Source organism: Limnobacter sp. MED105, assembly GCF_000170915.1.
GTDB lineage: Bacteria > Pseudomonadota > Gammaproteobacteria > Burkholderiales > Burkholderiaceae_B > Limnobacter.
Window position 1 is genome coordinate 98,847 of record NZ_ABCT01000005.1, and the last position, 23,674, is coordinate 122,520.

General features: G+C 52.5%; 27 protein-coding genes and 1 riboswitch. Of the genes, 16 read left to right on the plus strand and 11 right to left on the minus strand.

Going from position 1 to position 23,674, the window contains the following annotated elements; translation table 11 throughout:
• Positions 1-10: 10 nt before the first annotated feature.
• Together LMED105_RS06770 and LMED105_RS06775 are read right to left on the minus strand one after the other, a co-directional pair.
• Positions 11-679 (minus strand): protein-L-isoaspartate O-methyltransferase, encoded by a 669-nt coding sequence (locus tag LMED105_RS06770; protein ID WP_008249598.1) that lies wholly within the window; start codon positions 677-679, stop codon positions 11-13.
• Between the two features lie 49 nt (positions 680-728).
• A complete protein-coding gene (locus LMED105_RS06775; protein WP_008249599.1) occupies positions 729-1,382 on the minus strand; it encodes a TetR/AcrR family transcriptional regulator in 654 nt (217 codons plus the stop codon).
• A 142-nt stretch (positions 1,383-1,524) separates the two neighbouring features.
• Here LMED105_RS06775 and LMED105_RS06780 point away from each other — a divergent pair, with 142 nt between their 5' ends.
• The 9 genes from LMED105_RS06780 to LMED105_RS06820 are packed head-to-tail and all read left to right on the plus strand — an operon-like array spanning position 1,525 to position 8,659.
• Entirely contained in the window at positions 1,525-2,445 is a 921-nt protein-coding gene (locus tag LMED105_RS06780) for a branched-chain amino acid transaminase (protein WP_008249600.1), read from the plus strand.
• 6 nt (positions 2,446-2,451) lie between these two features.
• Entirely contained in the window at positions 2,452-2,655 is a 204-nt protein-coding gene (locus LMED105_RS06785; RefSeq protein WP_008249601.1) for a zinc-finger domain-containing protein, read from the plus strand.
• Positions 2,652-3,689 (plus strand): lipopolysaccharide heptosyltransferase II, encoded by a 1,038-nt coding sequence (waaF, locus tag LMED105_RS06790; protein ID WP_008249602.1) that lies wholly within the window; start codon positions 2,652-2,654, stop codon positions 3,687-3,689. The genes LMED105_RS06785 and waaF overlap by 4 nt, the downstream gene beginning before the upstream one ends.
• A gap of 37 nt (positions 3,690-3,726) precedes the next feature.
• Positions 3,727-4,581 (plus strand): formyltetrahydrofolate deformylase, encoded by an 855-nt coding sequence (purU, locus tag LMED105_RS06795; protein WP_008249604.1) that lies wholly within the window; start codon positions 3,727-3,729, stop codon positions 4,579-4,581.
• A gap of 53 nt (positions 4,582-4,634) precedes the next feature.
• A complete protein-coding gene (locus tag LMED105_RS06800) occupies positions 4,635-5,090 on the plus strand; it encodes a nuclear transport factor 2 family protein (RefSeq protein WP_008249605.1) in 456 nt (151 codons plus the stop codon).
• Positions 5,091-5,105: 15 nt separating this feature from the next.
• Entirely contained in the window at positions 5,106-6,104 is a 999-nt protein-coding gene (locus LMED105_RS06805; protein WP_008249606.1) for a YheT family hydrolase, read from the plus strand.
• Complete coding sequence (locus tag LMED105_RS16230) at positions 6,097-6,738, plus strand: DUF2946 family protein (RefSeq protein ID WP_198006807.1); 642 nt, start codon at positions 6,097-6,099, stop codon at positions 6,736-6,738. Before LMED105_RS06805 ends, LMED105_RS16230 begins: the two co-directional genes overlap by 8 nt.
• Positions 6,735-7,856 (plus strand): S1C family serine protease, encoded by a 1,122-nt coding sequence (locus LMED105_RS06815; RefSeq protein ID WP_008249608.1) that lies wholly within the window; start codon positions 6,735-6,737, stop codon positions 7,854-7,856. Before LMED105_RS16230 ends, LMED105_RS06815 begins: the two co-directional genes overlap by 4 nt.
• A complete protein-coding gene (locus LMED105_RS06820; protein ID WP_008249609.1) occupies positions 7,856-8,659 on the plus strand; it encodes a ThiF family adenylyltransferase in 804 nt (267 codons plus the stop codon). The genes LMED105_RS06815 and LMED105_RS06820 overlap by 1 nt, the downstream gene beginning before the upstream one ends.
• Here LMED105_RS06820 and msrA read toward each other — a convergent pair.
• Complete coding sequence (msrA, locus tag LMED105_RS06825) at positions 8,649-9,191, minus strand: peptide-methionine (S)-S-oxide reductase MsrA (protein WP_008249610.1); 543 nt, start codon at positions 9,189-9,191, stop codon at positions 8,649-8,651. The two genes, LMED105_RS06820 and msrA, sit on opposite strands and share 11 nt — an antisense overlap.
• A gap of 135 nt (positions 9,192-9,326) precedes the next feature.
• On the opposite strand from msrA, the gene yajC reads away from it, so the two are divergent.
• Genes yajC through LMED105_RS06845 form a run of 4 tightly spaced genes read left to right on the plus strand, consistent with a single transcriptional unit; the run spans position 9,327 to position 13,515 of the window.
• The gene (yajC, locus tag LMED105_RS06830; RefSeq protein ID WP_008249612.1) at positions 9,327-9,668 is read left to right on the plus strand and encodes a preprotein translocase subunit YajC; all 342 of its coding nucleotides are present in this window, start codon (positions 9,327-9,329) and stop codon (positions 9,666-9,668) included.
• A gap of 9 nt (positions 9,669-9,677) precedes the next feature.
• A complete protein-coding gene (gene secD / locus LMED105_RS06835; protein WP_040512628.1) occupies positions 9,678-11,570 on the plus strand; it encodes a protein translocase subunit SecD in 1,893 nt (630 codons plus the stop codon).
• A 34-nt stretch (positions 11,571-11,604) separates the two neighbouring features.
• Complete coding sequence (gene secF / locus LMED105_RS06840) at positions 11,605-12,558, plus strand: protein translocase subunit SecF (protein WP_008249615.1); 954 nt, start codon at positions 11,605-11,607, stop codon at positions 12,556-12,558.
• A 24-nt stretch (positions 12,559-12,582) separates the two neighbouring features.
• Positions 12,583-13,515, plus strand: a complete 933-nt coding sequence (locus LMED105_RS06845; RefSeq protein WP_008249616.1) for a flagellar brake protein — start codon at positions 12,583-12,585, stop codon at positions 13,513-13,515.
• A gap of 2 nt (positions 13,516-13,517) precedes the next feature.
• Here LMED105_RS06845 and LMED105_RS06850 read toward each other — a convergent pair whose 3' ends face one another.
• The 6 genes from LMED105_RS06850 to purB form a co-directional block, all read right to left on the minus strand.
• On the minus strand, positions 13,518-14,063 hold the full coding sequence (locus tag LMED105_RS06850) for a hypothetical protein (protein WP_156799580.1): 546 nt from the start codon (positions 14,061-14,063) through the stop codon (positions 13,518-13,520).
• Positions 14,047-14,769, minus strand: coding sequence for a hypothetical protein (locus tag LMED105_RS16905; RefSeq protein WP_040512630.1), 723 nt, complete (start codon positions 14,767-14,769; stop codon positions 14,047-14,049). Before LMED105_RS16905 ends, LMED105_RS06850 begins: the two co-directional genes overlap by 17 nt.
• The gene (locus LMED105_RS06860; protein WP_008249620.1) at positions 14,766-15,485 is read right to left on the minus strand and encodes a hypothetical protein; all 720 of its coding nucleotides are present in this window, start codon (positions 15,483-15,485) and stop codon (positions 14,766-14,768) included. The genes LMED105_RS16905 and LMED105_RS06860 overlap by 4 nt, the downstream gene beginning before the upstream one ends.
• Entirely contained in the window at positions 15,478-15,966 is a 489-nt protein-coding gene (locus tag LMED105_RS06865) for a Tfp pilus assembly protein FimT/FimU (protein ID WP_008249622.1), read from the minus strand. The genes LMED105_RS06860 and LMED105_RS06865 overlap by 8 nt, the downstream gene beginning before the upstream one ends.
• Entirely contained in the window at positions 15,959-16,405 is a 447-nt protein-coding gene (locus tag LMED105_RS06870; protein WP_008249624.1) for a type IV pilin protein, read from the minus strand. Before LMED105_RS06870 ends, LMED105_RS06865 begins: the two co-directional genes overlap by 8 nt.
• Positions 16,406-16,517: 112 nt before the next feature.
• The gene (gene purB, locus LMED105_RS06875) at positions 16,518-17,894 is read right to left on the minus strand and encodes an adenylosuccinate lyase (RefSeq protein ID WP_008249627.1); all 1,377 of its coding nucleotides are present in this window, start codon (positions 17,892-17,894) and stop codon (positions 16,518-16,520) included.
• A gap of 191 nt (positions 17,895-18,085) precedes the next feature.
• On the opposite strand from purB, the gene LMED105_RS06880 reads away from it, so the two are divergent.
• The gene (locus LMED105_RS06880) at positions 18,086-18,697 is read left to right on the plus strand and encodes a glutathione S-transferase C-terminal domain-containing protein (protein ID WP_008249629.1); all 612 of its coding nucleotides are present in this window, start codon (positions 18,086-18,088) and stop codon (positions 18,695-18,697) included.
• Here the strand turns inward: LMED105_RS06880 and mnmA are convergent.
• Positions 18,691-19,770, minus strand: a complete 1,080-nt coding sequence (gene mnmA / locus LMED105_RS06885; protein WP_156799581.1) for a tRNA 2-thiouridine(34) synthase MnmA — start codon at positions 19,768-19,770, stop codon at positions 18,691-18,693. The genes LMED105_RS06880 and mnmA overlap by 7 nt on opposite strands.
• A gap of 2 nt (positions 19,771-19,772) precedes the next feature.
• Positions 19,773-20,288 (minus strand): NUDIX hydrolase, encoded by a 516-nt coding sequence (locus LMED105_RS06890; RefSeq protein WP_040512632.1) that lies wholly within the window; start codon positions 20,286-20,288, stop codon positions 19,773-19,775.
• A 58-nt stretch (positions 20,289-20,346) separates the two neighbouring features.
• Positions 20,347-20,556, plus strand: a riboswitch (cobalamin riboswitch).
• Positions 20,557-20,749: 193 nt separating this feature from the next.
• Here LMED105_RS06890 and LMED105_RS06895 point away from each other — a divergent pair.
• Positions 20,750-22,675, plus strand: a complete 1,926-nt coding sequence (locus LMED105_RS06895) for a TonB-dependent receptor (protein WP_156799582.1) — start codon at positions 20,750-20,752, stop codon at positions 22,673-22,675.
• A 5-nt stretch (positions 22,676-22,680) separates the two neighbouring features.
• Entirely contained in the window at positions 22,681-23,553 is an 873-nt protein-coding gene (locus LMED105_RS06900) for a cobalamin-binding protein (protein WP_008249633.1), read from the plus strand.
• Positions 23,554-23,674 lie beyond the last annotated feature (121 nt).

The following is a 23,674-nucleotide window of genomic DNA, read 5'->3' on the forward strand; positions in this document are numbered from 1 at the left end:
TCCCGTGTCCTTAGAATACGAATTCGCTGGCTTTGGGTGCGTTGGTCAACACCTTGGTCATGGTTTCAAACAAAGGCGTTGTAATCAGTTGGCCATCGCGGGATTTCCGAGCCAGCACCAACTGCATGGCTGGAGCCTGACCGATCACTGCCATCAGGCGCCCCAGCGGATTGACTGCTTCAAGCAAGCCGGCAGGCATGATAGGAGTCGCGCCCGACAGCACAATGGCGTCAAACTGGCCAAGCGTTGGAGCCAGCTGAAATCCACAGCCCTCAAGCACCTTCACGCGTGTAATGCCATTTTTCTTCAAGTTGCTGCGAGCCAGTTCAGCAACAGCCGGGTTCAATTCGATGGTGGTGACATGGGCGCACTGTTGCGCCATCAGCGCGGCCATATAGCCTGTACCTGTGCCAATCTCCAAAACTTTTTCATGTGTGCCCAGTTCCAGCTCTTGAAGAATGCGGGCTTCCATTTTCGGACTGAACATGGCCTCGCCCGTGTCGGCGCCATTGACGCGAATGGGAAGGTCGCAATCGGTAAAGGCCAGTTTCTCCAGCCCGGAACACACAAAATTCTCGCGTTTGATAATTTCAAGCAAATCAAGCACCTTCTGGTTCAACACGTTCCAGGGGCGGATTTGTTGTTCAATCATGTTGAAACGGGCTTTCTCGAAGTCCATGGCGGGTTCTCGCGTGGGGAAAATGGATAACTCGCTATTTTAGCAAATTTTATGCAACACGCGATGTCTGCGGGCAGGTCAAACCATTCAGCACCATTTGAATATGCGCTTCAATGTAGCGCATCGGGTTGGTTTCCACGCCGCAACAACCGTCCATGGTTCGCTTCCACAGCCCGAGTGTTACCAAGGGTGCGCACAGCACCTGTGCGGCGTACTCCGTGTCGATGTCGGTGAATTCTCCGCGGGAAATGCCACGTTTCAGCACAGATTCCAGGTAGTCCCACCAAGGGCGAACGACCTCGTCATAGAAAAAGCGCGCCAATTCGGGAAAGGCATTGGCCTCAGAAAGCACAATTTTTGTGATGCTGCTCAGCTTGGTTGATCCGTATTTCAGCCACCACAGGTGAATGGCTTCGCGAATCAGGGTGGCCGAGCTTTTCTCGGGTTCCAGCAGGCTTTTTGCTTCTTCCACAATGGGTGAAACATGTTCCTTCACCACGGCTTTCAGCAATTCTTCCTTGTTGGAGTAATAAAGGTAGACCGTACCTTTGCTCACGCCTGCGCTTTTGGCCACGTCTTCAAGGCGGGCTCCAGCGAATCCTTTTTCGCTGAAAATGGTCAGTGCGGCATCGAGTAGTTCTTGTGGGCGCTCTTGTTTTCTACGCGTCCAACGGGGTTGAGCATTCGCCAGACATTGCTTCATAGGTGTACTTCTTTTTTTATGATGGTTGATTGCACTATAGTGGTTCATTCTTCACCGAGTCAACGTGATCGGCCCAAATCGGTGCTTGTTGGGTTGTAGAATATGACGGTTTGGTAAATCTTGGAATTTCGGAGAATTCAGCATGTCAATGGCCGATCGCGATGGCTTTATCTGGTTTGACGGCAAACTTGTGCCGTGGCGTGAAGCTCAAATTCACGTGCTTACCCACAGTTTGCATTATGGTTTGTCAGTGTTTGAAGGCGAACGTGCCTATAAAACTGACAAAGGGCCTGCCATTTTCAGGTTGAAAGAGCACACCGACCGCCTGTTCAATTCGGCCCACATTTATCGCATGAACATGCCATACACCCGTGAGCAGATCATGGACGCCTGTTGCGAAGTAGTGCGCGCCAACAACCTCGATTCCTGTTATATCCGCCCAATCGCCTTCTACGGCTCTGAGAAAATGGGTGTATCACCCAAGGGTGCAGCAACCCATGTGGCAATTGCGGCCTGGCCTTGGGGCGCCTATCTGGGTGAAGAAGGTTTGCAGAAAGGCATTCGGGTAAAAACATCGTCCTACGCACGCCACCATGTGAACGTGACCATGGCACGTGCCAAGTTTGCTGCCACTTACGCCAACTCAATTCTGGCCAATACCGAGGCAGTGCAAGACGGATACGACGAAGCGCTGCTGTTGGATGTGGATGGTTTTGTGGCCGAAGGCGCAGGCGAAAACGTATTCGTGATTAAAGATGGCTGTATTTTTGAGCCTGAAATCGCCTCGGCCCTGGTTGGCATTACCCGCTCAACCATTATTTCTCTGGCCCGTGAAATGGGACTGGAAGTGAAAAGCAAGCGCCTGACTCGCGACGATATTTACATTGCTGATGAGTGTTTCTTCACGGGTACTGCCGCGGAGGTAACGCCTGTACGCGAACTGGACAACCGAACCATCGGTGCCGGCACACGTGGCCCAATCACTGAAGAATTGCAAAAGCGATATTTCGATGTGGTGTATGGTCGAAATGAAAAATACGAACACTGGCTGACCCGGGTGTAAAACATCATGATCAGTGACAAAAAAGCAAAACACGAAACTGTGCAACTTGACGGCGACCAGCTGCCCGCGTTTTGTCCCAACCCGGCCATGCCGGTTTGGAACACACACCCCAAGGTGTACCTGGATGTGACCAAAACAGGCAAGGCGACCTGCCCTTATTGCGGCACGGTGTATACCTTGAAGCCTGGTGCAAAAGTACACGCACATTGAAGGTTTTAATTGTTGCTCCCAATTGGATTGGCGATGCGGTCATGAGCCTGTCGCTGATCCAAGCCTTGCATCAAGACAACACCCTGCGGTTTGCTGACGGCCGCCCCTGTGAAATTCATGTGCTCGCTCCGCCGGTGACAGCACCTGTATACCAGTTCAGCCACGCTGTTCGTGCTGTGCAGGTTGAACCCTTTTCCCATGGCAAATTACAGTGGCGCTTGCGCAAACAAGTGGGCGCCTCCCTTGCCGGGCGCGGCTTCGACATGGCGGTGGTTTTACCCAATTCCCTGAAATCAGCACTGGTGCCCTGGTTTGCTGGCATACCAAAACGGGTTGGCTACAGCGGAGAACTACGCACGGCGGTGCTGACGCATGCTCTGTCCAAGCCTTCCAAAAAAGCCAAGCCACCCATGATCGAGTGGTACGGACAACTTGGGGCTTATTCCGCTGATGTACTTGAGTTTCCGGTGTTGAATGTTGAGGCGGGCATGCGCACTGAGGCATGTGCCGAGTTTGATCTCCAACCCGGTTTTTTGGCCATTGCGCCAGGTGCTGAGTTCGGTCCAGCCAAGCGCTGGCCAGCCGGGCATTTTGCTGAAGTGGCCACCGAGTTTTTGCTGCGCAACCCCGCCCAGAGGGCTGTGCTGTTTGGTGGCCCCAAGGATTCTGGTTTTTGTGGGGAAATTCTCGGTCTGCTGCCTCTGGATTTGCAAACCCGCGCCTGTAGCCTGGCGGGTAAAACAAGTTTGGCGCAGGCTGTCGCGTTGATGTCGGCGGCAAGCCAGTTGCTGACCAACGATTCCGGCTTGATGCATGTGGCCGCTGCCCTGAATGTCCAGGTGCATGCCGTGTTCGGCTCCAGTAGCCCGCACCACACGCCGCCCTTGAGCAGCAAGGCCAAGGTGTATTACCTCAATCTGGAGTGTAGCCCCTGTTTTCAGCGGGAGTGCCCACTGGGCCACACCGATTGCCTGAAAAAGCTCCACCCGAAAATGGTGTCCGAACAGCTGGTGCCTGCTTCTCAGGGAGTATGATCTTACAAGCCCATTTTCAACGCACCCTGGCCTTACCATGCGTGATTACATCCTGACAATTTCTTGCCCCGACACCACGGGCATTGTTTACAACGTCAGCAAATTTTTGTTTGACCAACAGTGCAACATTCTTGACTCTGCCCAATTTGGTGACGAGTCCACCAATCTCTTTTTCCTGAGAGTGCATTTCTCATTGCCGCTTGAAAGCCAGTTGACCGAAGTGGAATTGCAGGCCAATTTCGCAAAGGTCGCAGCGCCTTTCGCCATGAAATACCAGTTTTTTGATGCCCGTGTGAAGCCTCGCGTGTTGCTGATGGTATCCAAGTTCGGGCATTGCTTGAACGATCTGCTGTTTCGCTGGAAAAGTGGCCAGCTTCCTTGTGAAATTCCTGCCATTGTTTCCAATCATCAGGATTTTGCGTTGCTGGCAGCCTCGTATGGTGTGCCGTTCTACCACTTGCCCGTGAAAGCGGAGGCCAAGGAGCTTCAGGAAACACAAATTCGCCAAATTATTGAGCGCGAAAAAATTGACTTGGTGGTGCTGGCCCGTTACATGCAAATTTTGTCGCCTGAATTGTGCCGCGACATGTTGGGACGTGTGATTAATATTCATCACAGCTTTTTGCCCAGCTTCAAGGGCGCCAAGCCCTACCAACAGGCCTTTGATCGGGGTGTCAAGTTGATTGGGGCAACAGCGCACTATGTGACCTCCGATCTGGATGAGGGGCCGATTATTGAACAAGACGTGGCGCGCGTTGACCATTCATTAACCCCAGAGGAATTGACCGCCCGAGGGCGCGACACCGAATGCATGGTGTTGGCCCGTGCGGTGAAATGGCATTGTGAGCACCGCGTGGTTTTGAACGGATCAAAAACAGTGGTGTTTCAGTGAGCCCCGTTAAAAACATCATTCAAAACACATTAATACCCATTGGAGTGCGTTGAATGTCCCGAGCCAAAGTTATTCATTCTTCACCGCAAGACATCGAGCAAGCTTTTTACGAGGCACTCGAAGCGGCCGATCTGGAAGCCCTGATGGACCTTTGGGCTGATGATGAGCATGTGGTGTGCATTCACCCTGGCGGCCCACGTGTGGAGGGTTATCACGATGTACGTGACTCGTGGAAAGAAATTCTTTCTGCGGGCGCTCTGCAAATTCGTGTGGTGCCTGTGCACCGAGTAGAAGGCGTGATGGTGTCGGTGCACAACATTGTTGAGCAAGTGATGATGAGTAGCTCAAGAGGTGAACCCCATGTGGTGCAGGTGAATGCGACCAATGTGTATCACAAGGGACCGAATGGCTGGAAAATCGTGATGCATCACGCAAGCCCAGCCATGGATTCCGAAGAAATGGTCGAGGACGACCTGTCCGACTTCGACCCGCAGCCTACGCTGCATTAACCGGGCTTAGGCAGTATGGTGTATCGTCCGCCCTGGTGGCTTCCCGATGGCCACTCTCAAACCATCATGGCCGCTCGTTGGGCCAACAAACCCAGCGTGCACTATCACCGTGTGCGCTGGAACACGCCAGACGGCGATTTCATCGACCTTGATTTCACAGAATCTCCTGAACACGCGGCAAAACATCACACACTCTGGGTGCTGTTTCATGGGCTAGAGGGTTGCTCGCGCAGCCACTACAGCCTTGCCGTGATGAATCAGGCTCGCTTGGCAGGGGCCTTGGGGGTGGTTGTGCATTTTCGGGGCTGTTCGGGCGAAAACAATTGGATGCCGCGCGCCTATCATTCTGGCGATTCTGCCGAAATGGACTGGATTTTGCGCCGCCTGCGCACTACCCTTCCTGGCGTAAGAAGCATGCATGTCACCGGTGTTTCATTGGGCGGCAATGTGTTGTTGAAGTGGTTGGGTGAGCAGCAGGAACAGGCTGGTGAAATAATCAGTTCCGCAGCGTCTGTGAGTGCGCCAGTTGATTTGCTGGCGGGTGCTGTGTCGCTCGCCAAAGGATTCAACCTGGTGTACACGCGCATGTTTTTAGGTACTTTGATTCCAAAGTCAATTGACAAGGTCAAGCGCTTCCCCGAATTGGGCAAGGCTGAAGACATCGCCAATTGCAAAGACTTCTTCGACTTCGACAATCGTGTCACAGCACCCTGGCACGGGTTTCGGGATGCAGAACATTATTACGCCGTGTCCTCGGCCAAGCCTTTGTTGAAACACATTGCAGTGCCCACGTTGATGATTCACGCAAAAAATGATCCCTTTATGAGCGGTCAACATTTGCCGACACCGAATGAAGTTTCTTCGAAAGTAAAGTGCCTGTTTACCGAGCATGGCGGCCATGTGGGCTTTGCCAATGGTCGCAGCTTGCGCTTGGGGCTGGACTGGTTGCCCAAGCAGTGCGATGCTTTCTTTGCGCAGCACTCGGCGAAGCACACAGGAGCAAGTGGTGGATGATCTTGTTGAAAAAGCACTGGCACGTTGGCCCAATGTGCCGGCCATCGCCGGTTGGCTCAAGCTGAGCCTGCAGGGCGACTGGTTGCTCACCGGGCCGGTGCCGGAAGGATTGACAATCAGCCATCCGCGGATTTTGAATTTCATGGCGCGCAATTACGGCTGTGAGGCCGATGGCCGCTACTATTTTCAGAATGGCCCTCAAAAGGCTTATGTGCACCTGGCCTACACACCTTGGGTGTATCGAATTCACCCGCTGGAGCACGGCGCTTTAATGTTGAGCACTCACACCGGCCTTGTGTGTTGGCCGTTGGGCATGTATCAGGATGAACAGGGTAGGGTGCTGATTGAGGGAGAGCACGGCATTGGTCTGTTGCACAGCAATGACATGGACCTTCTTGCTGAGGGTCTGCACGAAAGCAATAGCGAGCTGGTTCACGATGCCAGTTGGGCGGTGCCCGAAGTAGATCCCGATACCCTGATTGCGGCCCGCACCAAACTGCGTCGCGATAAAAGCACGTCCACGGGGCAACGCACTTGCACGTTGAAATTGGTGCCCATCGAATCAAGCACGGTGGCGCAACGTTTTCAATTCAACCCGAATCCCGAAGTTAACCAGCAGGATCCAAATTCGTGAAACCGAACCAGAATCAACGCGGTGCGTCAGTCACCGCATTGCTTGCCTTTGTGTTGTTTGTGGCCTTGTTGTATGTGCTTTACAACCAGTCGAGCATCGAAAACCTGTTCACCAGTCGCCCCGAAAATGTCACACCACGCGTGGTGGAGGCACGGGGTGATCTCGCCGCTGGCGAAAAAAGCGTGGTTGAGCTGTTCGAGGTGTCCAAGGCCTCCGTGGCGTACATTTTTACGGAAAGCGTGCAGGGTCAACTGTTTTTCAGGCGTGTGGCTGAAGGTACAGGCTCAGGCTTCATTTGGGACGATGCCGGTCACATTGTGACCAATGCCCATGTGGTGGAGGGTGCCAGTCGCATTCGCGTTCAGCTTGATGATTCGGAACCACTGCCGGCTCGTTTGGTGGGTATCGCCCCCTCGTACGATCTCGCAGTGATCCGTTTGGTGAACAAGCCCGCCAACTTGCGGCCTATCCCTGTGGGAACGTCTGGCGACTTGCTGGTGGGGCAATCGGTATTTGCAATTGGTAACCCCTTCGGTTTGTCCAAAACGCTCACAGCGGGCATCGTCAGCGCCCTTGGGCGTACCCTGCCTGTAAGCAACGGGCGCGAAATACCCGATGTCATTCAAACCGATGCGGCCATCAACCCAGGCAACTCGGGGGGGCCTTTGCTGGATTCCGCTGGGCGCCTGATCGGTGTCAACACCGCCATTCTTTCTCAAAGCGGTACTTCGGCAGGCGTTGGCTTTGCAATTCCTGTTGATTTGGTCAATGAAATTGTGCCGCAATTGATTGAGCGTGGCACTTTACCCCGCCCCGGTATCGGAATTGCGGTGGCTGATGAGTCGCTGGCCCGCCGCCTGGGTATTCGTGGCATTGCAGTCATGGGTGTTGAGCCAGGTTCGCCTGCAGCCCAAGCTGGCTTGAAACCCTTTGATTTGCAGGCTGGTGTGGTGGGCGACATCATTATTGCCGTAGACCGCAAGCCAGTGGCCAATGTGTTGCAGCTGTCCAAAGCACTGGAGGCGATCGGCGTAGGCGGCACTGCCAAGCTGCTTGTGATGCGGGGCGATGACACGCGAGAAGTGGCTGTCACCATCGTGGATCTGGAAGCACGTTAATGGTTGAACCAACGGACGAGCACTCGGATCTGGATCGACGTTTTGGCGGAATAAGTCGCCTGTACGGTGATGGCACACATGCGTTTCTCAACCAGCTCGTTCATGCCATGGTGGTGGGTGTGGGTGGCGTGGGTTCCTGGGCAGTTGAGGCTTTGGCGCGCAGCGGGGTGGGGCGCATTACGCTGGTCGACATGGACCACGTTGCTGAAAGCAACATCAATCGGCAAATTCAGGCCTGTGATGCCACCTTGGGGCGAGAAAAAATCAAGGCTTTGGCTGATCACATTCATGGCTATTTTCCGCAGTGCCAAGTTACCTTGGTGGATGCATTTCTGGAGCCAGACAATGCACAGGCGCTATTGACTGAATTTGCTGCTGCGGCTGGCGAATACAAAGTGGTGCTGGACTGTTGCGACAATGTGCGTGCGAAGGTGGCCATGGTGAATTGGGCCAAGCGTTTGAACCTTTCCGTGGTGTTGTCTGGCAGTGCTGGCGGAAAAACCAAACCCTGGCTGGTGCAACCGGCCGATTTGCGCGACACCACCAACGATCCCCTGCTTGCCAAGGTGAGGTACACACTGCGCCGCGAGCATGGATACGCCAAAGACCCCAAGAAAAAACTGGGTGTGGCGGTTTTTTATTCAGCAGAGCAAGTCAAGCGCAGTGACACCTGCGAACCAGCGGCTGGCCTGAATTGCGCGGGTTACGGCTCGGTGGTCACAGTGACTGCCACCATGGGCATGCAAATGGCTGCGTGGGCCATCGCGAACTGCATGGATAAACGCCAGATAACTAACGCTTAAACAGGTCGCCGAACAGGTCTTCGGCTTTTTCAACCTTGGGCGCCACCACGTAGGCGCAGTAGGGTTGCATGGGGTTGTTCTCGAAATATTCCTGGTGGTATTTCTCAGCCGGAAAATAATTCAGCAACGGCGAAATCTCGGTCACCACTTTGTCTCGGAAAATTTTCCGTTTCTCCAAGTCTTCGACGAACGCCACGGCTGTGTCGCGCTGCTCGGGCGTGTGAAAGAAAATAACCGAGCGGTATTGGGTTCCCACATCATTGCCTTGACGGTTCAAGGTGGTGGGGTCGTGGATGGCAAAAAAGACCGCCAGAATTTTGCGAAACGAAATGATTTCGGGGTCGTAGTGCAGCCGAATCACCTCGGCATGCCCGGTTCTCCCGCCGCACACCTTGTCGTAATTGGGGTTGGGGTCGCTGCCCCCGCTGTAGCCCGATTCACACAACTCAATTCCCTTGAGTTGCCGGAAAACGGCTTCCGTACACCAGAAACAACCCCCGCCCAAGGTTGCCTGTTCAATCTTGCTCGACATAGATCAAAGCCTGTTTTTATTGTTCCCACAATCGCTAAGTGAATCTTTAAGTGGAACCCAAGTCAAGCCTTTTGGTCTGAATTTTAAGTGTCAAGCGTTGTATACTCGGCGCGAACCCATCACAACTTTAAGGAGATGACTGTGATTTCATCCGCGTTTGCGCAATCCGCAGCCGCTGGCCCGGAAAGTGGCCTTTTAAGCTTCTTGCCCCTCATTTTGATGTTTGGCGTACTTTATTTCTTGGCCATTCGTCCTCAAATGAAGCGTCAGAAAGAACACAAAGCCATGGTTGAAGCCCTGCAGAAAGGCGATGAAGTCATTGCCTCGGGTGGTTTGCTGGGCAAAATCAGCAAGATCAACGAGTCGTATATCACGCTGGAAGTGGCTGAAATGGGTGACAAGCCCGTTGAAGTTGTGCTGCAACGCGCTGCTGTACAAAGCCTGCTGCCCCGCGGCACCCTGAAAGAAACACGTTAATTTGCTGTCATGAATCGATACCCTGTCTGGAAGTACCTGATGATCGCCATTGTTTTGGTGCTGGGTGTGTTGTACACCCTGCCCAATTTTTATGGCGAAGCGCCTGCTGTGCAGGTTTCAAGTGGCAAGTCCACATTGAAACTGTCTCCTGATCTGGCTGGTCAATTGTCCAGCCAGCTTGAGGCGCAGGGTATCAAGCCCGACGGGGTGTTTTTCGAAGAAACACTGGGCGGTGGAACGCTTAAACTCAGGTTCAACTCGTCTGAAGAGCAGCTTAAGGCCAGGGACTTTCTTCAAAGCAAGCTCAACCCAGACCCGGCAGACCCCGACTACATTGTGGCCCTGAACTTGTTGTCTCGTTCACCCGACTGGTTAACCAACATCAATGCCCTACCGATGTACCTGGGCCTCGATTTGCGAGGTGGTGTGCATTTCCTGTTGCAAGTGGACATGGACGCCGCGCTCGAAAAACGCAAAGACGCATTGCTGGCCAGTGCCAAGCAAACCCTGCGTGAAGAAGATTTGCGGTATGCCAGTGCGCCGCGCACGCCTGCTGGCTTTAACCTGACTTTCCGCGATGCAGAAGCTCGCAACAAGGCACAAGCTGCTTTGGCCAAGGAATACCCGGACTTGCAGTTGGCCACGCCTGAGAACAGCTCGGAATTTGCGCTTGTGGCAACGCTGGCACCAGAAATTGAACAGCAGGCGCGTGAATATGCATTGCGGCAAAACATCACCACGCTGCACAACCGAATTAATGAACTGGGTGTGGCCGAGCCTGTGATTCAACGCCAGGGGGCAGACCGCATTGTGGTTCAGCTACCTGGTGTGCAAGACACGGCCAAGGCCAAAGACATTCTGGGCCGCACAGCTACGCTGGAAGTTCGGATGGTGGACGATAGCCCTGAAGCGCAATCAGCTTTGGCCAGCGGCATTGTGCCTTTTGGTCTGGAGCGATACACCGAACGCGGTGGCCGGGATTTGTTGCTGAAGTCGGAAGTGATTTTGACTGGTGATAACCTGACCGACGCGCAAGCCGGCTTTGACAACCAAACTCAAGAGCCCGCGGTGCATTTGACGCTGGACAGCCAGGGTTCCCGTATTTTCCGGAATATCACTGCTGAAAATATCGGCAAGCGCATGGCGATTGTGCTGATCGAGAAAGGCAAGGGCGAGGTCGTAACTGCCCCTGTCATTCGCGGTGAAATTGGCGGTGGGCGCGTTCAAATTTCAGGCAGCATGAATACGGTTGAATCTGCTGACCTCGCCTTGTTGCTGCGTGCGGGTTCGCTGGCTGCGCCCATGGATATTATTGAAGAGCGCACCATTGGCCCAAGCCTGGGTGCCGACAATATTGACAAGGGTATTAACTCTACCTTGTACGGTTTTGTTGCTTTGGGCATCTTCATGATGCTGTATTACCTGTTGTTTGGTGTGTTTTCTGTGTTTGCCTTGGCAGTAAACGTGTTGCTGTTGTTTGCTTTGTTGTCGGTGTTGCAAGCCACCCTCACCTTGCCCGGTTTGGCTGCTGTTGCGCTTACCTTGGGTATGGCAATTGATGCCAACGTGCTGATCAACGAACGTATTCGAGAAGAACTCCGGGACGGTGCACAGCCACAACAAGCCATTGCTGCTGGTTACGAGCGTGCATGGGCCACTATTCTTGATTCCAACATCACCACCTTGATCGCTGGTTTGGCTTTGCTGATTTTCGGCTCAGGCCCAGTGCGTGGTTTTGCCGTGGTGCACTGCCTGGGAATTTTGACTTCAATTTTCAGTGCGGTTGTGGTGTCTCGTGGCGTGGTCAACCTGTGGTACGGCCGTAAAAAGAAATTGGACTCTGTCAGCATTGGGCAAATCTGGCGCCCCACTGACAGCACTGCTGTCGCAAAAAAAGCGTGACTCACACCAACCGAACCAAGTGAATTAAAAGCAAATGGAACTATTCAGAATTACAAAAGACATTCCGTTCATGCGGCATGCCAAAATTTTCAATATCATCTCATTCCTCACTTTTGCGGCAGCGGTGTTTTTCCTGTCCACCAAAGGCTTGAACTTGAGCGTGGAATTCACGGGTGGCGTGCTGGTTGAGGCCCGTTATTCCCAGCCGGCTGAACTCGAGAAAATTCGCGAAGGTTTGCGCGCCACAGGAATTGACGAACCCCAGGTTCAAAACTTTGGTACCGCGCGTGATGTGTTGGTTCGCCTGGCGGTGAAAGATCTGCAGTCGGGCGTATTGGGTACTGAGGGCAAACTGAATCAGCAAGCAATGACCGAACAGGTGTTAAGTTTGGGCGGCCCAGATGTGCAGTTGATGCGGGTTGAATTTGTTGGGCCGCAAGTAGGTCGGGAGCTGGCTGAAAACGGCGTGATCGCATTGATGGTGGTCATCATCGGCATCATGATTTACCTGGCCCTTCGTTTCGAATGGAAGTTCGCAGTTTCAGCGATTGTGGCCAACTTGCACGACGTGGTCATCATTCTTGGTTTTTTTGCCTTCTTCGGCTGGGAGTTTTCCCTGTCGGTACTGGCCGCTGTGTTGGCAGTTTTGGGTTATTCGGTGAACGAATCGGTGGTGGTATTTGATCGAATTCGGGAAACATTCAAGAAAGTTCGTCGGATGACAGTGTCAGAAACAATTGACAATGCAATTACCCGAACAATTTCACGCACCATTATCACGCATGGATCTACCCAAATCATGGTGTGTTCTATGTTGTTTTTCGGTGGTCCCACTTTACATGGCTTTGCCTTGGCCTTAACTATCGGTATTCTGTTCGGTATCTATTCGTCAGTATTGGTGGCCAGCCCCATGTTGATGTGGATGGGCCTGACCAGGGAAGACCTGGTGAAACCCGTGAAAAAAGACAAAGAATTTGAGACTCCGTAAAGCGGAGTAAGCAAGCGAGGCAGTGTGGACAATCCCAAAGACCTTTCGCCACTGGCCAAAGGCGACATTGAAATAGGTAAAGCGCTGCCATTCGCGATTTTTGACAGAAGTGGTGTATTGCTGCTGGCTGAAGGCCAAGCGGTGAACAGTCAGAAACAGCTTGATGAACTGGCTGCCAAGGGCCTATATCACAATCCCCGGTGGGCCTCCAACTTCGTTATTCAACCTGGCAAACCTCAGCTTGATTCAACGGCTTTGCCTAGAATGCTTCCGGCGAAGCAGGCGTTCGAGGACCCCTTCGAAACGGGCAGTCAACTGAAAATGTTCGCGCCCGGTCAGGCCAAAGATCCCTTCCACGTTCGTTTAATTGGCAGCATTCCTCAAGCAGCCATTTTGATCACGCACCCCATGCGGGATGGTAAATGCGTATTTGCCAAAGAGGGGCAGGTTTGGGAATTTCAAGCCACCTACGGTTTGTCCATTTACCGCTTTAGTTCAATGATCGAAAAGGTATTGTTGTCGCCGCACCCACTGATTGTGATGTCATGGCCGCATGAAACTCACCTCGAGTCGCAGGCCATTCGCCGAGCCAGGCGGGTGAATTGTGATTTGCCCGCAACCATTCGTTTGAATGACAGTAAAGGTGGTTCAGTCGAGTCGATCACTGCGGTGATCGATAACATTTCCACAGGTGGGCTTGAGCTGTTGTTTTCCAAAGCGGTGTCGTTCAACATGGGGCAATCCATTTCTATTGCATTTCAAATTATCCTGGATGACCGCAAGTACCTGATTGAATGCGACGCCGAGGTGGTCTCAAAACCGCGTGACTCTGGCCCCACTTCATCAAGCTACGGCTTTGCCTTAAAGTCCTTGGGCGATGAGCAGTTTGCAGTCATTCACGCGTTTGTCAGCGATCGCCTGAATCACCGCCTGGGCCCACAACTTTATTCAAAGTAGCCTCACAGCGGGCTAACCAGAGTGTACACACTGACGTTTTCTGTTTGGTTGTCTCGTGTGTGCGCATCAATCCAACTGGCTTCAATGTGCACCCAAACCCCGTTGGTTTGCGTGTTTAAACTGGGCAAGGGCCGGATGCTGATGCATGAAGCAGCCCCCTGTGACCATGCTCGGGGCAAGGTGGCCTGGTTCACATTAATTGCGTTATTGGGTGCCCCCAAGGCCCTTGGTCCATTGCTGGTGCATTCGTAGCCTCTTGCACCCGCATAACTGTTCAAGTGGTCTTCCAGTCGCCCCGAGAACTGTTGCATCCGGGAAATGATTTGCCCACGTGGCGTGTCCCTGTCTAGGTCTGAAATATTGGCCAACAACACATTGCCAATTTCCGCAACCTGAGTCGCCGCGATTGAACGCACATGGGTCGAGTTTTTGGCACCAAAATTGGCGGTCCAGTTTTTGGCATACAACACCAAACCAATCGACAGCACCAGTATAGCTATCAAGGCATCAACCATTGCAAACCCGTTTTTTCTAGAATCCAACTTCATGTTTACCCTTTGATTTCGGAGGTGGTGGCCGGGGTTCTTCCCGGGGCGGTGGCTCTGAAGGAGGTGGGTGTTGAACCGGTGGCGCTGGTGGAGGTGGCGGTGGCGGATTGGGGTCAGGTGGCCTGGGCGGTGGAGGTGGGGGTGGCGGTGTTTGAATTGGATTGTAGGGCAGACCGTTGCTGTCTTCCCGGTTGAATACAAATGAGCGTTTAACGCAGCCTGAATCTACACCGTCACTTCCGGAACAATTCACGCTGGCCACAATTTCAAAAGTCGCCCGATAATTTTCATCAGAAATGGCGTGGTCGCAATTGTAAGGAACCACAATGCCCCGAATCACGATGTCCTGCCGCACATCGACGGGTGTGTCAGGGCTGGCCAACTGTATTTGCGGGTTCAACGTTTCAGGCAAGGCAACCGTCAAAGAGCATTCGCCGATGATGCGGGTGTCGCCGCGGTGAGAATCGATTAATTGCTGAATGGCAGCATCGTTACCAAAGTTGTGGGTGTAGTGCCGAAGGCCGGCATAGGCCAGTTGACGGGCTTCTTCAATGTGCTGTTTGGAGTTGGACAAATAAAGATCAAGGCTTGTAGTGGTGATGTTTTGTAGACTGATGAGCCCGAACACAATCACCAACACTACACATACAAACACGCCGAGTGCGCCGGTTTGTAATTTCTCTTGCAAGCTGCGCCACTTTTTCATGATCCAACCCTTACCCGCGTCGTGTTCAGCAGGTGAATGATCCTGGCCTCCTCGTACTGTCCCTCGGTCAGGTTGTTGCCAATTTTGGCTTTGAACATGGCAATCCAGAACATATTGGATTCCGGGTTGTTCTCAATCACCGAGTTGCAGTTCTGTTCATAATGCGCTGTGACCTGATTGGGCGTATTGGCTTGAAACCTGCAAAAACGAATATTGGTGAATTCAAAGTCGTGCTTGTTGTTTAAATCAAGCCAGTCTGGGTTGTTGCCGCAGAATGAGCCATGGTCAAATTGCGCCATGTTGACGCCATTCAGTTGCCGTTGAGACAGCACGCCATTGATCAGACGAAAGCCCGTTAAGTTAATCACGTCATTGCCGCTGCGACTAACCCGGGTAGGGATACTCAAGCAAAAGTTTTTGTTGGTGGCTTGGTATCCATTGCATTGCGCGGCCTGGTTTTGCAAGCTGCACAGTTGTATGCCTTTGGCCTCGACGTCCGGGTTTTGGTAACTGCCGCCCCGGTTCAGGTGAACCGTTACAATTTCACCAATCCGGTTGACCTGGTCAACCAGGTTTTCGGTATTCAAATCGTTCTGCGCACGCATGCTGACCCCCATTAACTTGAGTGCGCCAGTGATGCTGATTGCCAACAAGGCCATGCCAATCAGCAAACTGACTGAAGATGCGCCATGACAATTTGGTTTTTTGTCAGTCATAGCTCACCACTCCGTTGCCGATGCCCAAGTAGGTAATTTCTGCGCGTTTGTCACGGTAGTTCAGGGTTAGGCGTGTTTGGTTTTGTGTATCCAGTACACCCGACACGGCATTGAAATTCAGGTCCACTGCGCCAGCCAAGGTGACGTTACTCAAGGTGGCTGAAAATCCGCGGTTGTTTTGGCTGCCAGTTTGCGCGTACCACGCACTACAACCTTTCATAAACGAATCGTGTTGAACGGTTACATTTACGTTCACCGCACCATTGGCTGGCTGCAGATTCATCTTGACCGGGCATTCAGTGATTGCAGCCAAGTTACGGGCTTGGTCCACATAGGTGTCCAGCCGTGAAACTTTCACTTTTAGCGTTTGTTTGTTCAACACCGAGTTCATGCCGGGAATGACCGAAACCGCCAATACACCCACCACAGCAAGCCCAATCAGTATTTCCATCAACGTGAAACCCAGATTGGTCTTAGCCATGGGGAACACACCTGTCAGAGGTGTTTTGATTGGCGGCAGAACGGGCACCAAAACGTTGAATACCCATGTCGCTTTCAACAATCAGGGTTCTGCAGGCTTCGGGCAATTTCAGTGGGGCGCCAGCGCTGGGTGTAACTTCTGCGCGATAGCCACGAAAGTCAGAATTCGAAACAAGCACCCGGTATTTGGCTGAGGACGGCAAAATCAAGCGATTGGCATTGGGTGTACCGTTGCTTGAAACACCTTGGGCGTAGCGTCCGTAGCGTTGCCGGTGCAGTTGCTGGCTTAATGCCAGTTCCACGCCAAACTCCCGCATGGTGCGAAAGTTTGATTTTTCCCAAGAGGCTTCATACCCTGCATAGCTGAGCGTCGCGAGTACTCCAACAATTGCAATTGCAACCGTCAGTTCAATCAAGGTAAATCCGAGGCCCGCACGCATGGTCAAACACCAAAAATAACTGTATGTGCTTGAGTATGCGTGGGTATTTCGTGCTCATCATCCCCGAGGCAGGGTACTTACAAACGGTGGTGGTTTGCCTCGGGTGTGATTGTTAAATGCGCTTGGCAAGTTCAGCAGCCTTGCCAATGTAGCTTGCCGGGGTCATGGCCAGCAAACGAGTTTTCTCGTTCTCGGGCAGATCCAGTTGTTGAATAAACTGTTTCAAACCCTCTTGGGTGATGCCTTTGCCACGGGTCAATTCTTTGAGTTGTTCGTAGGGGTTGGGCAGACCGTAGCGGCGCATTACAGTTTGTACCGGCTCTGCAAGCAATTCCCAGGCATTGTCAATGTCGGCAGCGATTGCAGCCTCGTTGACTTCCAGTTTGCCCAAGCCGCGCAGACAGCTTTCATAGGCCAGCACTGCATAGCCAATGCCCACGCCCAAATTGCGAAGTACGGTGGAGTCGGTCAAATCCCGCTGCCAGCGCGAAACAGGCAACTTCTCGGCCAGGTGCTTCAACACGGCGTTGGCCATGCCCAAGTTGCCCTCTGCGTTCTCGAAGTCAATGGGGTTGACCTTGTGCGGCATGGTGGATGAACCCACTTCACCGGCTTTCAGTTTTTGTTTGAAGTAGCCCAGGGAAATGTAGCCCCAAATGTCGCGACTCAGGTCAATCAGAATGGTGTTGGTGCGGGCAATGGCGTCCATCAAGGCAGCAATGCCGTCGTGCGGCTCAATTTGAATAGTGTAGGGGTTGAAGGTCAGGCCCAGGCTTTCAATCAAGTCGCGGCTGAGTTTCTCCCAGTCAAATTCCGGGTAGGCAGACAAATGGGCGTTGAAGTTGCCCACGGCGCCATTCATTTTGGCGGGTAATTCTACAGCCTTGATGGCGGCAATTGCACGCTCCAGCCGGTGTACCACATTAGCAAACTCTTTACCCATGGTGCTAGGGCTGGCGGGTTGTCCGTGGGTACGGCACATCATCGGCAGGTCAGCAAACTGGTGGGCGTAATTGCGCAGAGTGGTCACCATGCGGTCCAGTGTCGGCAAAATGACTTGTTCGCGCGTTGCTTTCAACATGAGCGCGTGGCTCATGTTGTTGATATCTTCAGATGTGCAGGCAAAGTGAACAAACTCTGCTGATTTTTTCAGTTCTTCATCGGCTTGAAACTTTTCTTTAATAAAGTATTCAACAGCTTTCACGTCGTGGTTGGTGGTGGCTTCGAATTCTTTGATGCGTTGGGCGTCGGCTTCTGAAAATTCGGTTTTGATGGCCTCGAGTTTCGCCAAGGCTTGTGCGGAGAAAGCGGGTAGCTCTGAAAAGCCGGCATTCGCAAGCGCTTTTAGCCATTCGATTTCTACAATGACGCGGTGATGCATGAACCCGGCTTCAGAGAGCAGGGGGCGCAAATTGGCCACTTTGGACTGATAACGGCCGTCAAGCGGGCTGATTGCGGTAAGGGTGCTTAAAGAGTCTGAAGAGATCATGCGGGCGGTAAAAATTGAGGTTTTTCAAAGCCTTGTATTGTAACCTGTCTCACCAGACTCTGTTCGGACAGAGTGGTGTCCGTGGTGGTATTTTGGAATTCTGCTTGTTCAATTCGTAAAACTGTTAGACACTTTCAGGTCGTAAAAAACAAGACGCAATCTCATCCAGGATTGTATTTAGGAGAACTGTGATGAAACTAGTGGGATCCCTGACTAGCCCCTTCGTGCGCAAAATTCGCGTTCAGCTTCAAGAAAAAGAAATTCCGTACGAGTTTGTTCTGGAAAACGTGTGGGATGAAAGTACCCGCATTGCCGACCACAATCCGCTTGGCAAAGTGCCTTGCCTGATTTTGGATGGCGGCCAGACCGTATTCGATTCTTTGGTCATTTCTGGCACGCTCGAGTACATGATGCCAACAGTGCCTTTGCTGCCCACCAACCCAAACATGCGTGCCTTGGTTCGTACCATGGAGTCTTTGGGGCAAGGTATCAGCCAAGCTGCGGTGGATATTATTCTGGAGAAGAAATTTCATGAAGGCGACAAAGTAAGCCAGGCATGGATTGATCGTCAAACCCAGAAAATTCACAATGGTTTGGCTTGGGTTTCTCATCGAATTAAAACCACGCCTGGTTTTTACCTGACCGAGCAGTTCAGCCTTGCGGATATCACAGTGGGTTGTGCCCTGTTTTATCTTGATTTCCGCATGCCTGAGTTGAAATGGCGTGAACTGTATCCGGAATTGAATGAGTATTCCGAACGCATCGCCTGTCGTCCAAGTTTTGAGGACACCAAACCTCAGTAACTGGCAATTACTCCGCCACCCAGGCACACGTCACCCCGGTAAAGCACAGCACTTTGACCGGGAGTGACTGCAAACTGGCTTTCCGCAAAGTTCAGCTCGAATCCTTGTTCGGTCAGTTTGAAATCACAGGAAGAGTCTTCCTGCCGGTAACGGGCTTTGCAAGCCATGTGCTGTGGGTCTGACGGGGCATGGCCTGAAATGTAATGGGCCTGCTCCGCCACCAGTACTTTTTGGTGCAACCAAGGGTGATCATGCCCTTGTACCACATACAAGGTGTTGTTCTGCAAATCTTTGCGAGCTACAAACCACGGCTCACCGTTGCCTTCTTTCTGGCCGCCAATGCCAATGCCTTTGCGCTGGCCCAGCGTGTAAAAGCTCAAGCCCACATGCTCGCCAATTTGTTGGCCTTCATCGTTCAGAATGGGCCCAGGTGCAGTAGGCAGGTAGCGATTCAAAAACTCACGGAACGGGCGTTCGCCAATGAAGCAAATGCCAGTGCTGTCTTTTTTGGTGGCGTTGGCCAAGCCCAGCTCAAGTGCAATTTTTCGAACTTCGGTTTTCTGGATTTCGCCCAGCGGAAACAGGGTTTTGCTGAGTTGCGCCTGGTTTAGCCGATGCAGGAAATACGATTGGTCTTTGCTGTGATCGACCGCTTTTAACAGTTGAAATTCGCCATTCAATTCCCGCACGCGGGCATAGTGACCGGTGGCAATGTAATCGGCCCCCAGGCTGTAGGCGTGGTCCAAAAAAGCTTTGAACTTGATTTCACTGTTGCAAAGAATGTCGGGGTTGGGTGTGCGGCCAGCCGAGTATTCACTCAGAAAAACCGAAAATACCCGGTCTTTGTATTCGCTGGCGAAGTTCACGGCTTCAATGTCCACGCCCACTACGTCGGCCACGCTGGCAGCGTCCAGCCAGTCTTGCCGACTGGAACAATATTCCGAGTCGTCATCGTCTTCCCAGTTTTTCATGAAAAGACCAATCACGTTGTAACCCTGCTGCTTTAGCAGCCATGCCGACACCGAGGAATCAACCCCGCCCGACATGCCAATAACTACTGTTTTTGCCATGATATTTACGATACGCCGGGAGGCATTGGCCCAGCAAGTACGCTGGGGTGCGTGTACACATGCTCAAGCGGCATAATAGGTTGCTTGCCCGCCTTCCAGTTCAGAAAGTCTTCAACGCAACGCATCACCAAGGGGCTGCGGTGTTGGTCTTGAGTGGCGCGCAGCTCCTCTGCAGTCATCCACAGGGTGCGGATAATGCCATCGTCCAGTGCCCGGTCGGTATGGTGTTTCACCACTTCAGCCGCGAAGGCAAAACGCAGGTAGGTGACGTCTTCCAGAGTGCGCGAGCTGGTATAGCGGCTCATGTAGATGCCCAGTAAACCAACAGGCTTTACTTCCCAGGCCGATTCTTCCAGCGCCTCGCGTGCAGCACCGAATTGTGGCGTTTCACCTGGGTCCAGGTGGCCTGCAGGTTGGTTCAGTTTGATGCCGTCGGTGGTGTGTTCTTCCACGATCAGGAATTTGCCCTGATGTTCAACAATGGCCGCGACTGTAACGCTGGGTTTCCAGACTTCTGACATGGTTTTCAATCGCACTACCTAAACAGGGTGCGCCGAGGTTTGGGAGTTAAAAAACACGTTAGAATAGCAGGGTTAAGGTGCTTGTGCTCATTTTTTGAGCGCAGTTAAACGGGAAGCAGGTTCAAGCCTGCGCTGCCCCCGCAACGGTAAGTAAGTGCGGGTGTGTCATTTTGCCACTGGTAGTAAAGCTGTTCTAAACGCAGCAACTGGGAAGGCGACACATCAAAACTTACAAGCCCGGATACCGGCCTTGACCGTTCAGCCTGTCCCATTCAGGCGAGCGACTGGTGCTGCGGGGAGGCAGTGCGCAGGCGGCTAATTGCTTCTAATCGAACTTTTTTCCGTAACTTACCCTGGCGTATTGTCCGTGGTTTTGTTGCGCGCATGGTTCTTTCGCCTGTTCTTTGTCTTCTCCAGTGAATTTATTGCTGCACGGTGGGTGCGGTTTACTGGAGTTCAAGGTGTCTATTCGTTTTCAAAAATTACCAATCGTTTGTTTGTTGGCTGCTTCGCCAGCGCTTGCCCAGGAAGAATTGGCCTTTTATGCGCTGCCGCCTGTTTTCGTGTCCTCCACACACACTGCTGTGTCAGAAAAAGATCAACCATTTTCAACCACGGTGATTACCGCTGAGCAGATTCGCCAGTCTGGTTACACCACCGTACGTGACGTGCTTTCCAAGCTGGCTTTGGTCAATGTGCGTACACCGCTGGACGGTAGTCGCAGTGCATCAGTTGATTTACGTGGCTTTGGAGAAACTGCGTCGGCCAACGTGGTGTTTGTGGTCGATGGCGTGAAGCTCAACGACAACGAGGGTGTTACGCCGCGTTATGGCAGCATACCTGTTAGTAGCATTGAAACCATTGAAGTAATTCGCGGTGGAAGCTCTGTTGCCTATGGCAGCGGTGCCAGTGGCGGTGTCATTCGAATTACCACTAAAAAAGGCAGGGGGCGTGAAGGTTTCGGTGGTGACGTATTTGCATCTTATGGTTCCTATGACACCAAAGAATTGGGCGCAACCCTGTACGGTGGTGCGAATGGTTTCTCACTTGTGTTCAACGGATCAAAAGAGTTTACGAACGGGTACCGCGACAACAGCGAAGCCAGCCGCGATTTGGGTAGCCTTGCGCTGGATTGGCAAGGCGATGTGTACAGTGCAGGCGCATCTTTCTCGGCTGAGGGGTCCAAGTCGCGTTTTCCCGGTTCATTGAACCGCGCGCAGTTCGAGCAGAACCCAAAGCAAACGAACAGCCCCAATGATTTCGGCTCTTTTGAGCGAAATACATTCCGGTTTTATGGTGAGGCGGATTACGGCAATTGGGGCACTGGTGTGCGTGTAAGTCGACGCACTCACGAAGCATTGGGATCGTTTGATTTTGGTACCTTCGTTTTTGACGCTCGTTCGGAATATGAACAAGATCAAATCAGTCCTTACCTCACTTTCACGCTGCCCCACAGCACGGGTGCCCATGTGATTCGGGTTGGTTACGACATTGAAAAAGCAGCTTTGCGTGGGTTCGATGCAGGTACGCTGGAATCCAATGCGATTTTTATTGAAGATGACTGGACTGTGAATGATGTTCTGCGAATCAACGCGGGTAGTCGTTACGAGCGTTCCGAGCAGCAAAAGGCCAGTGGCCAGACACGCGATTATTCTCTGGTGGCGCACCAGTTAGGCGCTTCATGGAAAGCTGCCGAAAATCTCACATTGTTCTCGAAATTGGCTCGCAGTTTCAGAATTCCGAATGCCAATGAAAACGGGTTTGCGGGTGTTGGCACCACACGTGTTCCATTTTTGAATCCTCAAATTGCTGACGAATTTGAAGTGGGTTTGAAAACAGGTTTGTGGAATGGTGAGTTCAGCTCGACGCTGTTCGTGATGGATGTGGACAATGAATTGTTTTTCGACCCGACCATTGTGGACCCTACGATGTTCATCAACGGTTTGAACAGCAATTTGGACGAACTGCGCAGGCAAGGCGCAGAGCTGAAATGGAATGGCAGTATTCGGAAAGACCTGCGCATGATCGCGGCATACCAGTATTTGGATGCTGAGTTTAAATCAGGCTCGCTGAGTGGAGGCCGTGTTCCTCTGGTGGCTGCCCACAATTTGAAGGTGGCTACCGAATATGACTGGACATCGAGTGTGTCGACAGAGGCCATTTTGAATATTCAGTCGGATCAACGTTCAGCCGCGAATACGGATCTGCAGATCCCGGGCTTTGGCGTGCTCGATTTGAACTGGAGATATCGTGCTGATTCGTACAGCGTGGTGTTCCAAGTTCAAAACGTGTTGGACAAGCAATACTACCGAACCCAGTTCGGCCCGAACGGCATTTATCCGGAAATCGGTCGTGCGTTTTTTGTCAATCTGAATGCCGAGTTTTAATTGTCATGAAATGCATTCGTTTGCTCGCAGCGATTTGCCTGACCTGGCTTTCTGGCCCGGCAGTGGCTGCTGTCTGCGTCCACGACGACACCAATCAAACCGTCTGCGCACAGCAGGCTCAACGCGTGTTGGTGCTTGCCCCCCACTTGACTGAGATTGTGGATTTCGTGGGGGGGATGAGCAAGGTAATCGCGGTGGATGGTTCCAGCAATTTTCCGGAAAGCGTGAATACCTTGCCCAAGTTAGGAAACCCCTGGATGCTCAGCGCAGAATCCATTCTCGCCCGCAAGCCCGATTTGGTACTGGTGTGGCAATCGGGTATTTCAATGCAGGTCGTGGCACAACTTCGCAAAGCTGGCGTACCCGTATTTGTCAGCGAGCCCAAGAAAATTGAGCAGGTGGCCACTACTATGCGCCGGGTGTCGAAGCTGCTGGGCACAGAGCAGGGCAGTGCTTCCCGCATAGACGATTGGTTGCAGCAGTTCGAGGCCTTGCGCGCAGAGTACCGGGGTCGTACACAGGTGCCCGTGTTTTATCAGGTGTGGGGTCAGCCATTGATGACTTTGGGCGGGCAGCATGCCGTATCAGAAGTAATTGGCTTGTGCGGTGGCCGAAACGTATTTGGTGATTTGCCAAACCTTGCCGCGCAAGTCAGTGTGGAAGGGGTTTTAAAGCGCAAGCCTGAAGTGCTGCTGGCAAGTGGTTCTGGCCGGGATCATCAGGGTTTTGTAGTGCAATGGAGCGCCTGGCCGCAAATGCCCGCCGTAAAGCGCAACCATGTGTACACCTTGCCGAACGATATTTTGGTGCGCAATGGCCCCCGTCTGATTCAAGCTGCCAAGCTGGTGTGCGCGCATGTTGAGCAGGCTCGCCGCTGAATTTTTGATTCAGAAGCAGCCCTTCGCTTCTCACCTTTTGCCAAATGATGCTTAGATCATTGACTCAACACAATCTCAAACGATTCAATTATCATTTGACAAGAATTATTGTCAGATGCTG

Excerpts from the sequence above, each read along its gene's own strand:
- LMED105_RS06870 (WP_008249624.1), bottom strand. The coding sequence starts at position 16,405 with ATGCGTGCGGGCCTCGGATTTACCTTGATTGAACTGACGGTTGCAATT.
- LMED105_RS06805 (WP_008249606.1), top strand. The coding sequence starts at position 5,106 with ATGGTGTATCGTCCGCCCTGGTGGCTTCCCGATGGCCACTCTCAAACC.
- LMED105_RS06900 (WP_008249633.1), top strand. The coding sequence starts at position 22,681 with ATGAAATGCATTCGTTTGCTCGCAGCGATTTGCCTGACCTGGCTTTCT.
- LMED105_RS06865 (WP_008249622.1), bottom strand. The coding sequence starts at position 15,966 with ATGGCTAAGACCAATCTGGGTTTCACGTTGATGGAAATACTGATTGGG.
- LMED105_RS06860 (WP_008249620.1), bottom strand. The coding sequence starts at position 15,485 with ATGACTGACAAAAAACCAAATTGTCATGGCGCATCTTCAGTCAGTTTG.
- LMED105_RS06880 (WP_008249629.1), top strand. The coding sequence starts at position 18,086 with ATGAAACTAGTGGGATCCCTGACTAGCCCCTTCGTGCGCAAAATTCGC.
- LMED105_RS06800 (WP_008249605.1), top strand. The coding sequence starts at position 4,635 with ATGTCCCGAGCCAAAGTTATTCATTCTTCACCGCAAGACATCGAGCAA.
- LMED105_RS06785 (WP_008249601.1), top strand. The coding sequence starts at position 2,452 with ATGATCAGTGACAAAAAAGCAAAACACGAAACTGTGCAACTTGACGGC.
- yajC (WP_008249612.1), top strand. The coding sequence starts at position 9,327 with ATGACTGTGATTTCATCCGCGTTTGCGCAATCCGCAGCCGCTGGCCCG.
- LMED105_RS06780 (WP_008249600.1), top strand. The coding sequence starts at position 1,525 with ATGTCAATGGCCGATCGCGATGGCTTTATCTGGTTTGACGGCAAACTT.
- secD (WP_040512628.1), top strand. The coding sequence starts at position 9,678 with ATGAATCGATACCCTGTCTGGAAGTACCTGATGATCGCCATTGTTTTG.
- LMED105_RS06775 (WP_008249599.1), bottom strand. The coding sequence starts at position 1,382 with ATGAAGCAATGTCTGGCGAATGCTCAACCCCGTTGGACGCGTAGAAAA.
- secF (WP_008249615.1), top strand. The coding sequence starts at position 11,605 with ATGGAACTATTCAGAATTACAAAAGACATTCCGTTCATGCGGCATGCC.
- purB (WP_008249627.1), bottom strand. The coding sequence starts at position 17,894 with ATGATCTCTTCAGACTCTTTAAGCACCCTTACCGCAATCAGCCCGCTT.
- LMED105_RS06820 (WP_008249609.1), top strand. The coding sequence starts at position 7,856 with ATGGTTGAACCAACGGACGAGCACTCGGATCTGGATCGACGTTTTGGC.
- msrA (WP_008249610.1), bottom strand. The coding sequence starts at position 9,191 with ATGTCGAGCAAGATTGAACAGGCAACCTTGGGCGGGGGTTGTTTCTGG.
- LMED105_RS06770 (WP_008249598.1), bottom strand. The coding sequence starts at position 679 with ATGGACTTCGAGAAAGCCCGTTTCAACATGATTGAACAACAAATCCGC.
- LMED105_RS06890 (WP_040512632.1), bottom strand. The coding sequence starts at position 20,288 with ATGTCAGAAGTCTGGAAACCCAGCGTTACAGTCGCGGCCATTGTTGAA.
- LMED105_RS16905 (WP_040512630.1), bottom strand. The coding sequence starts at position 14,769 with ATGAAAAAGTGGCGCAGCTTGCAAGAGAAATTACAAACCGGCGCACTC.
- LMED105_RS06850 (WP_156799580.1), bottom strand. The coding sequence starts at position 14,063 with ATGAAGTTGGATTCTAGAAAAAACGGGTTTGCAATGGTTGATGCCTTG.
- purU (WP_008249604.1), top strand. The coding sequence starts at position 3,727 with ATGCGTGATTACATCCTGACAATTTCTTGCCCCGACACCACGGGCATT.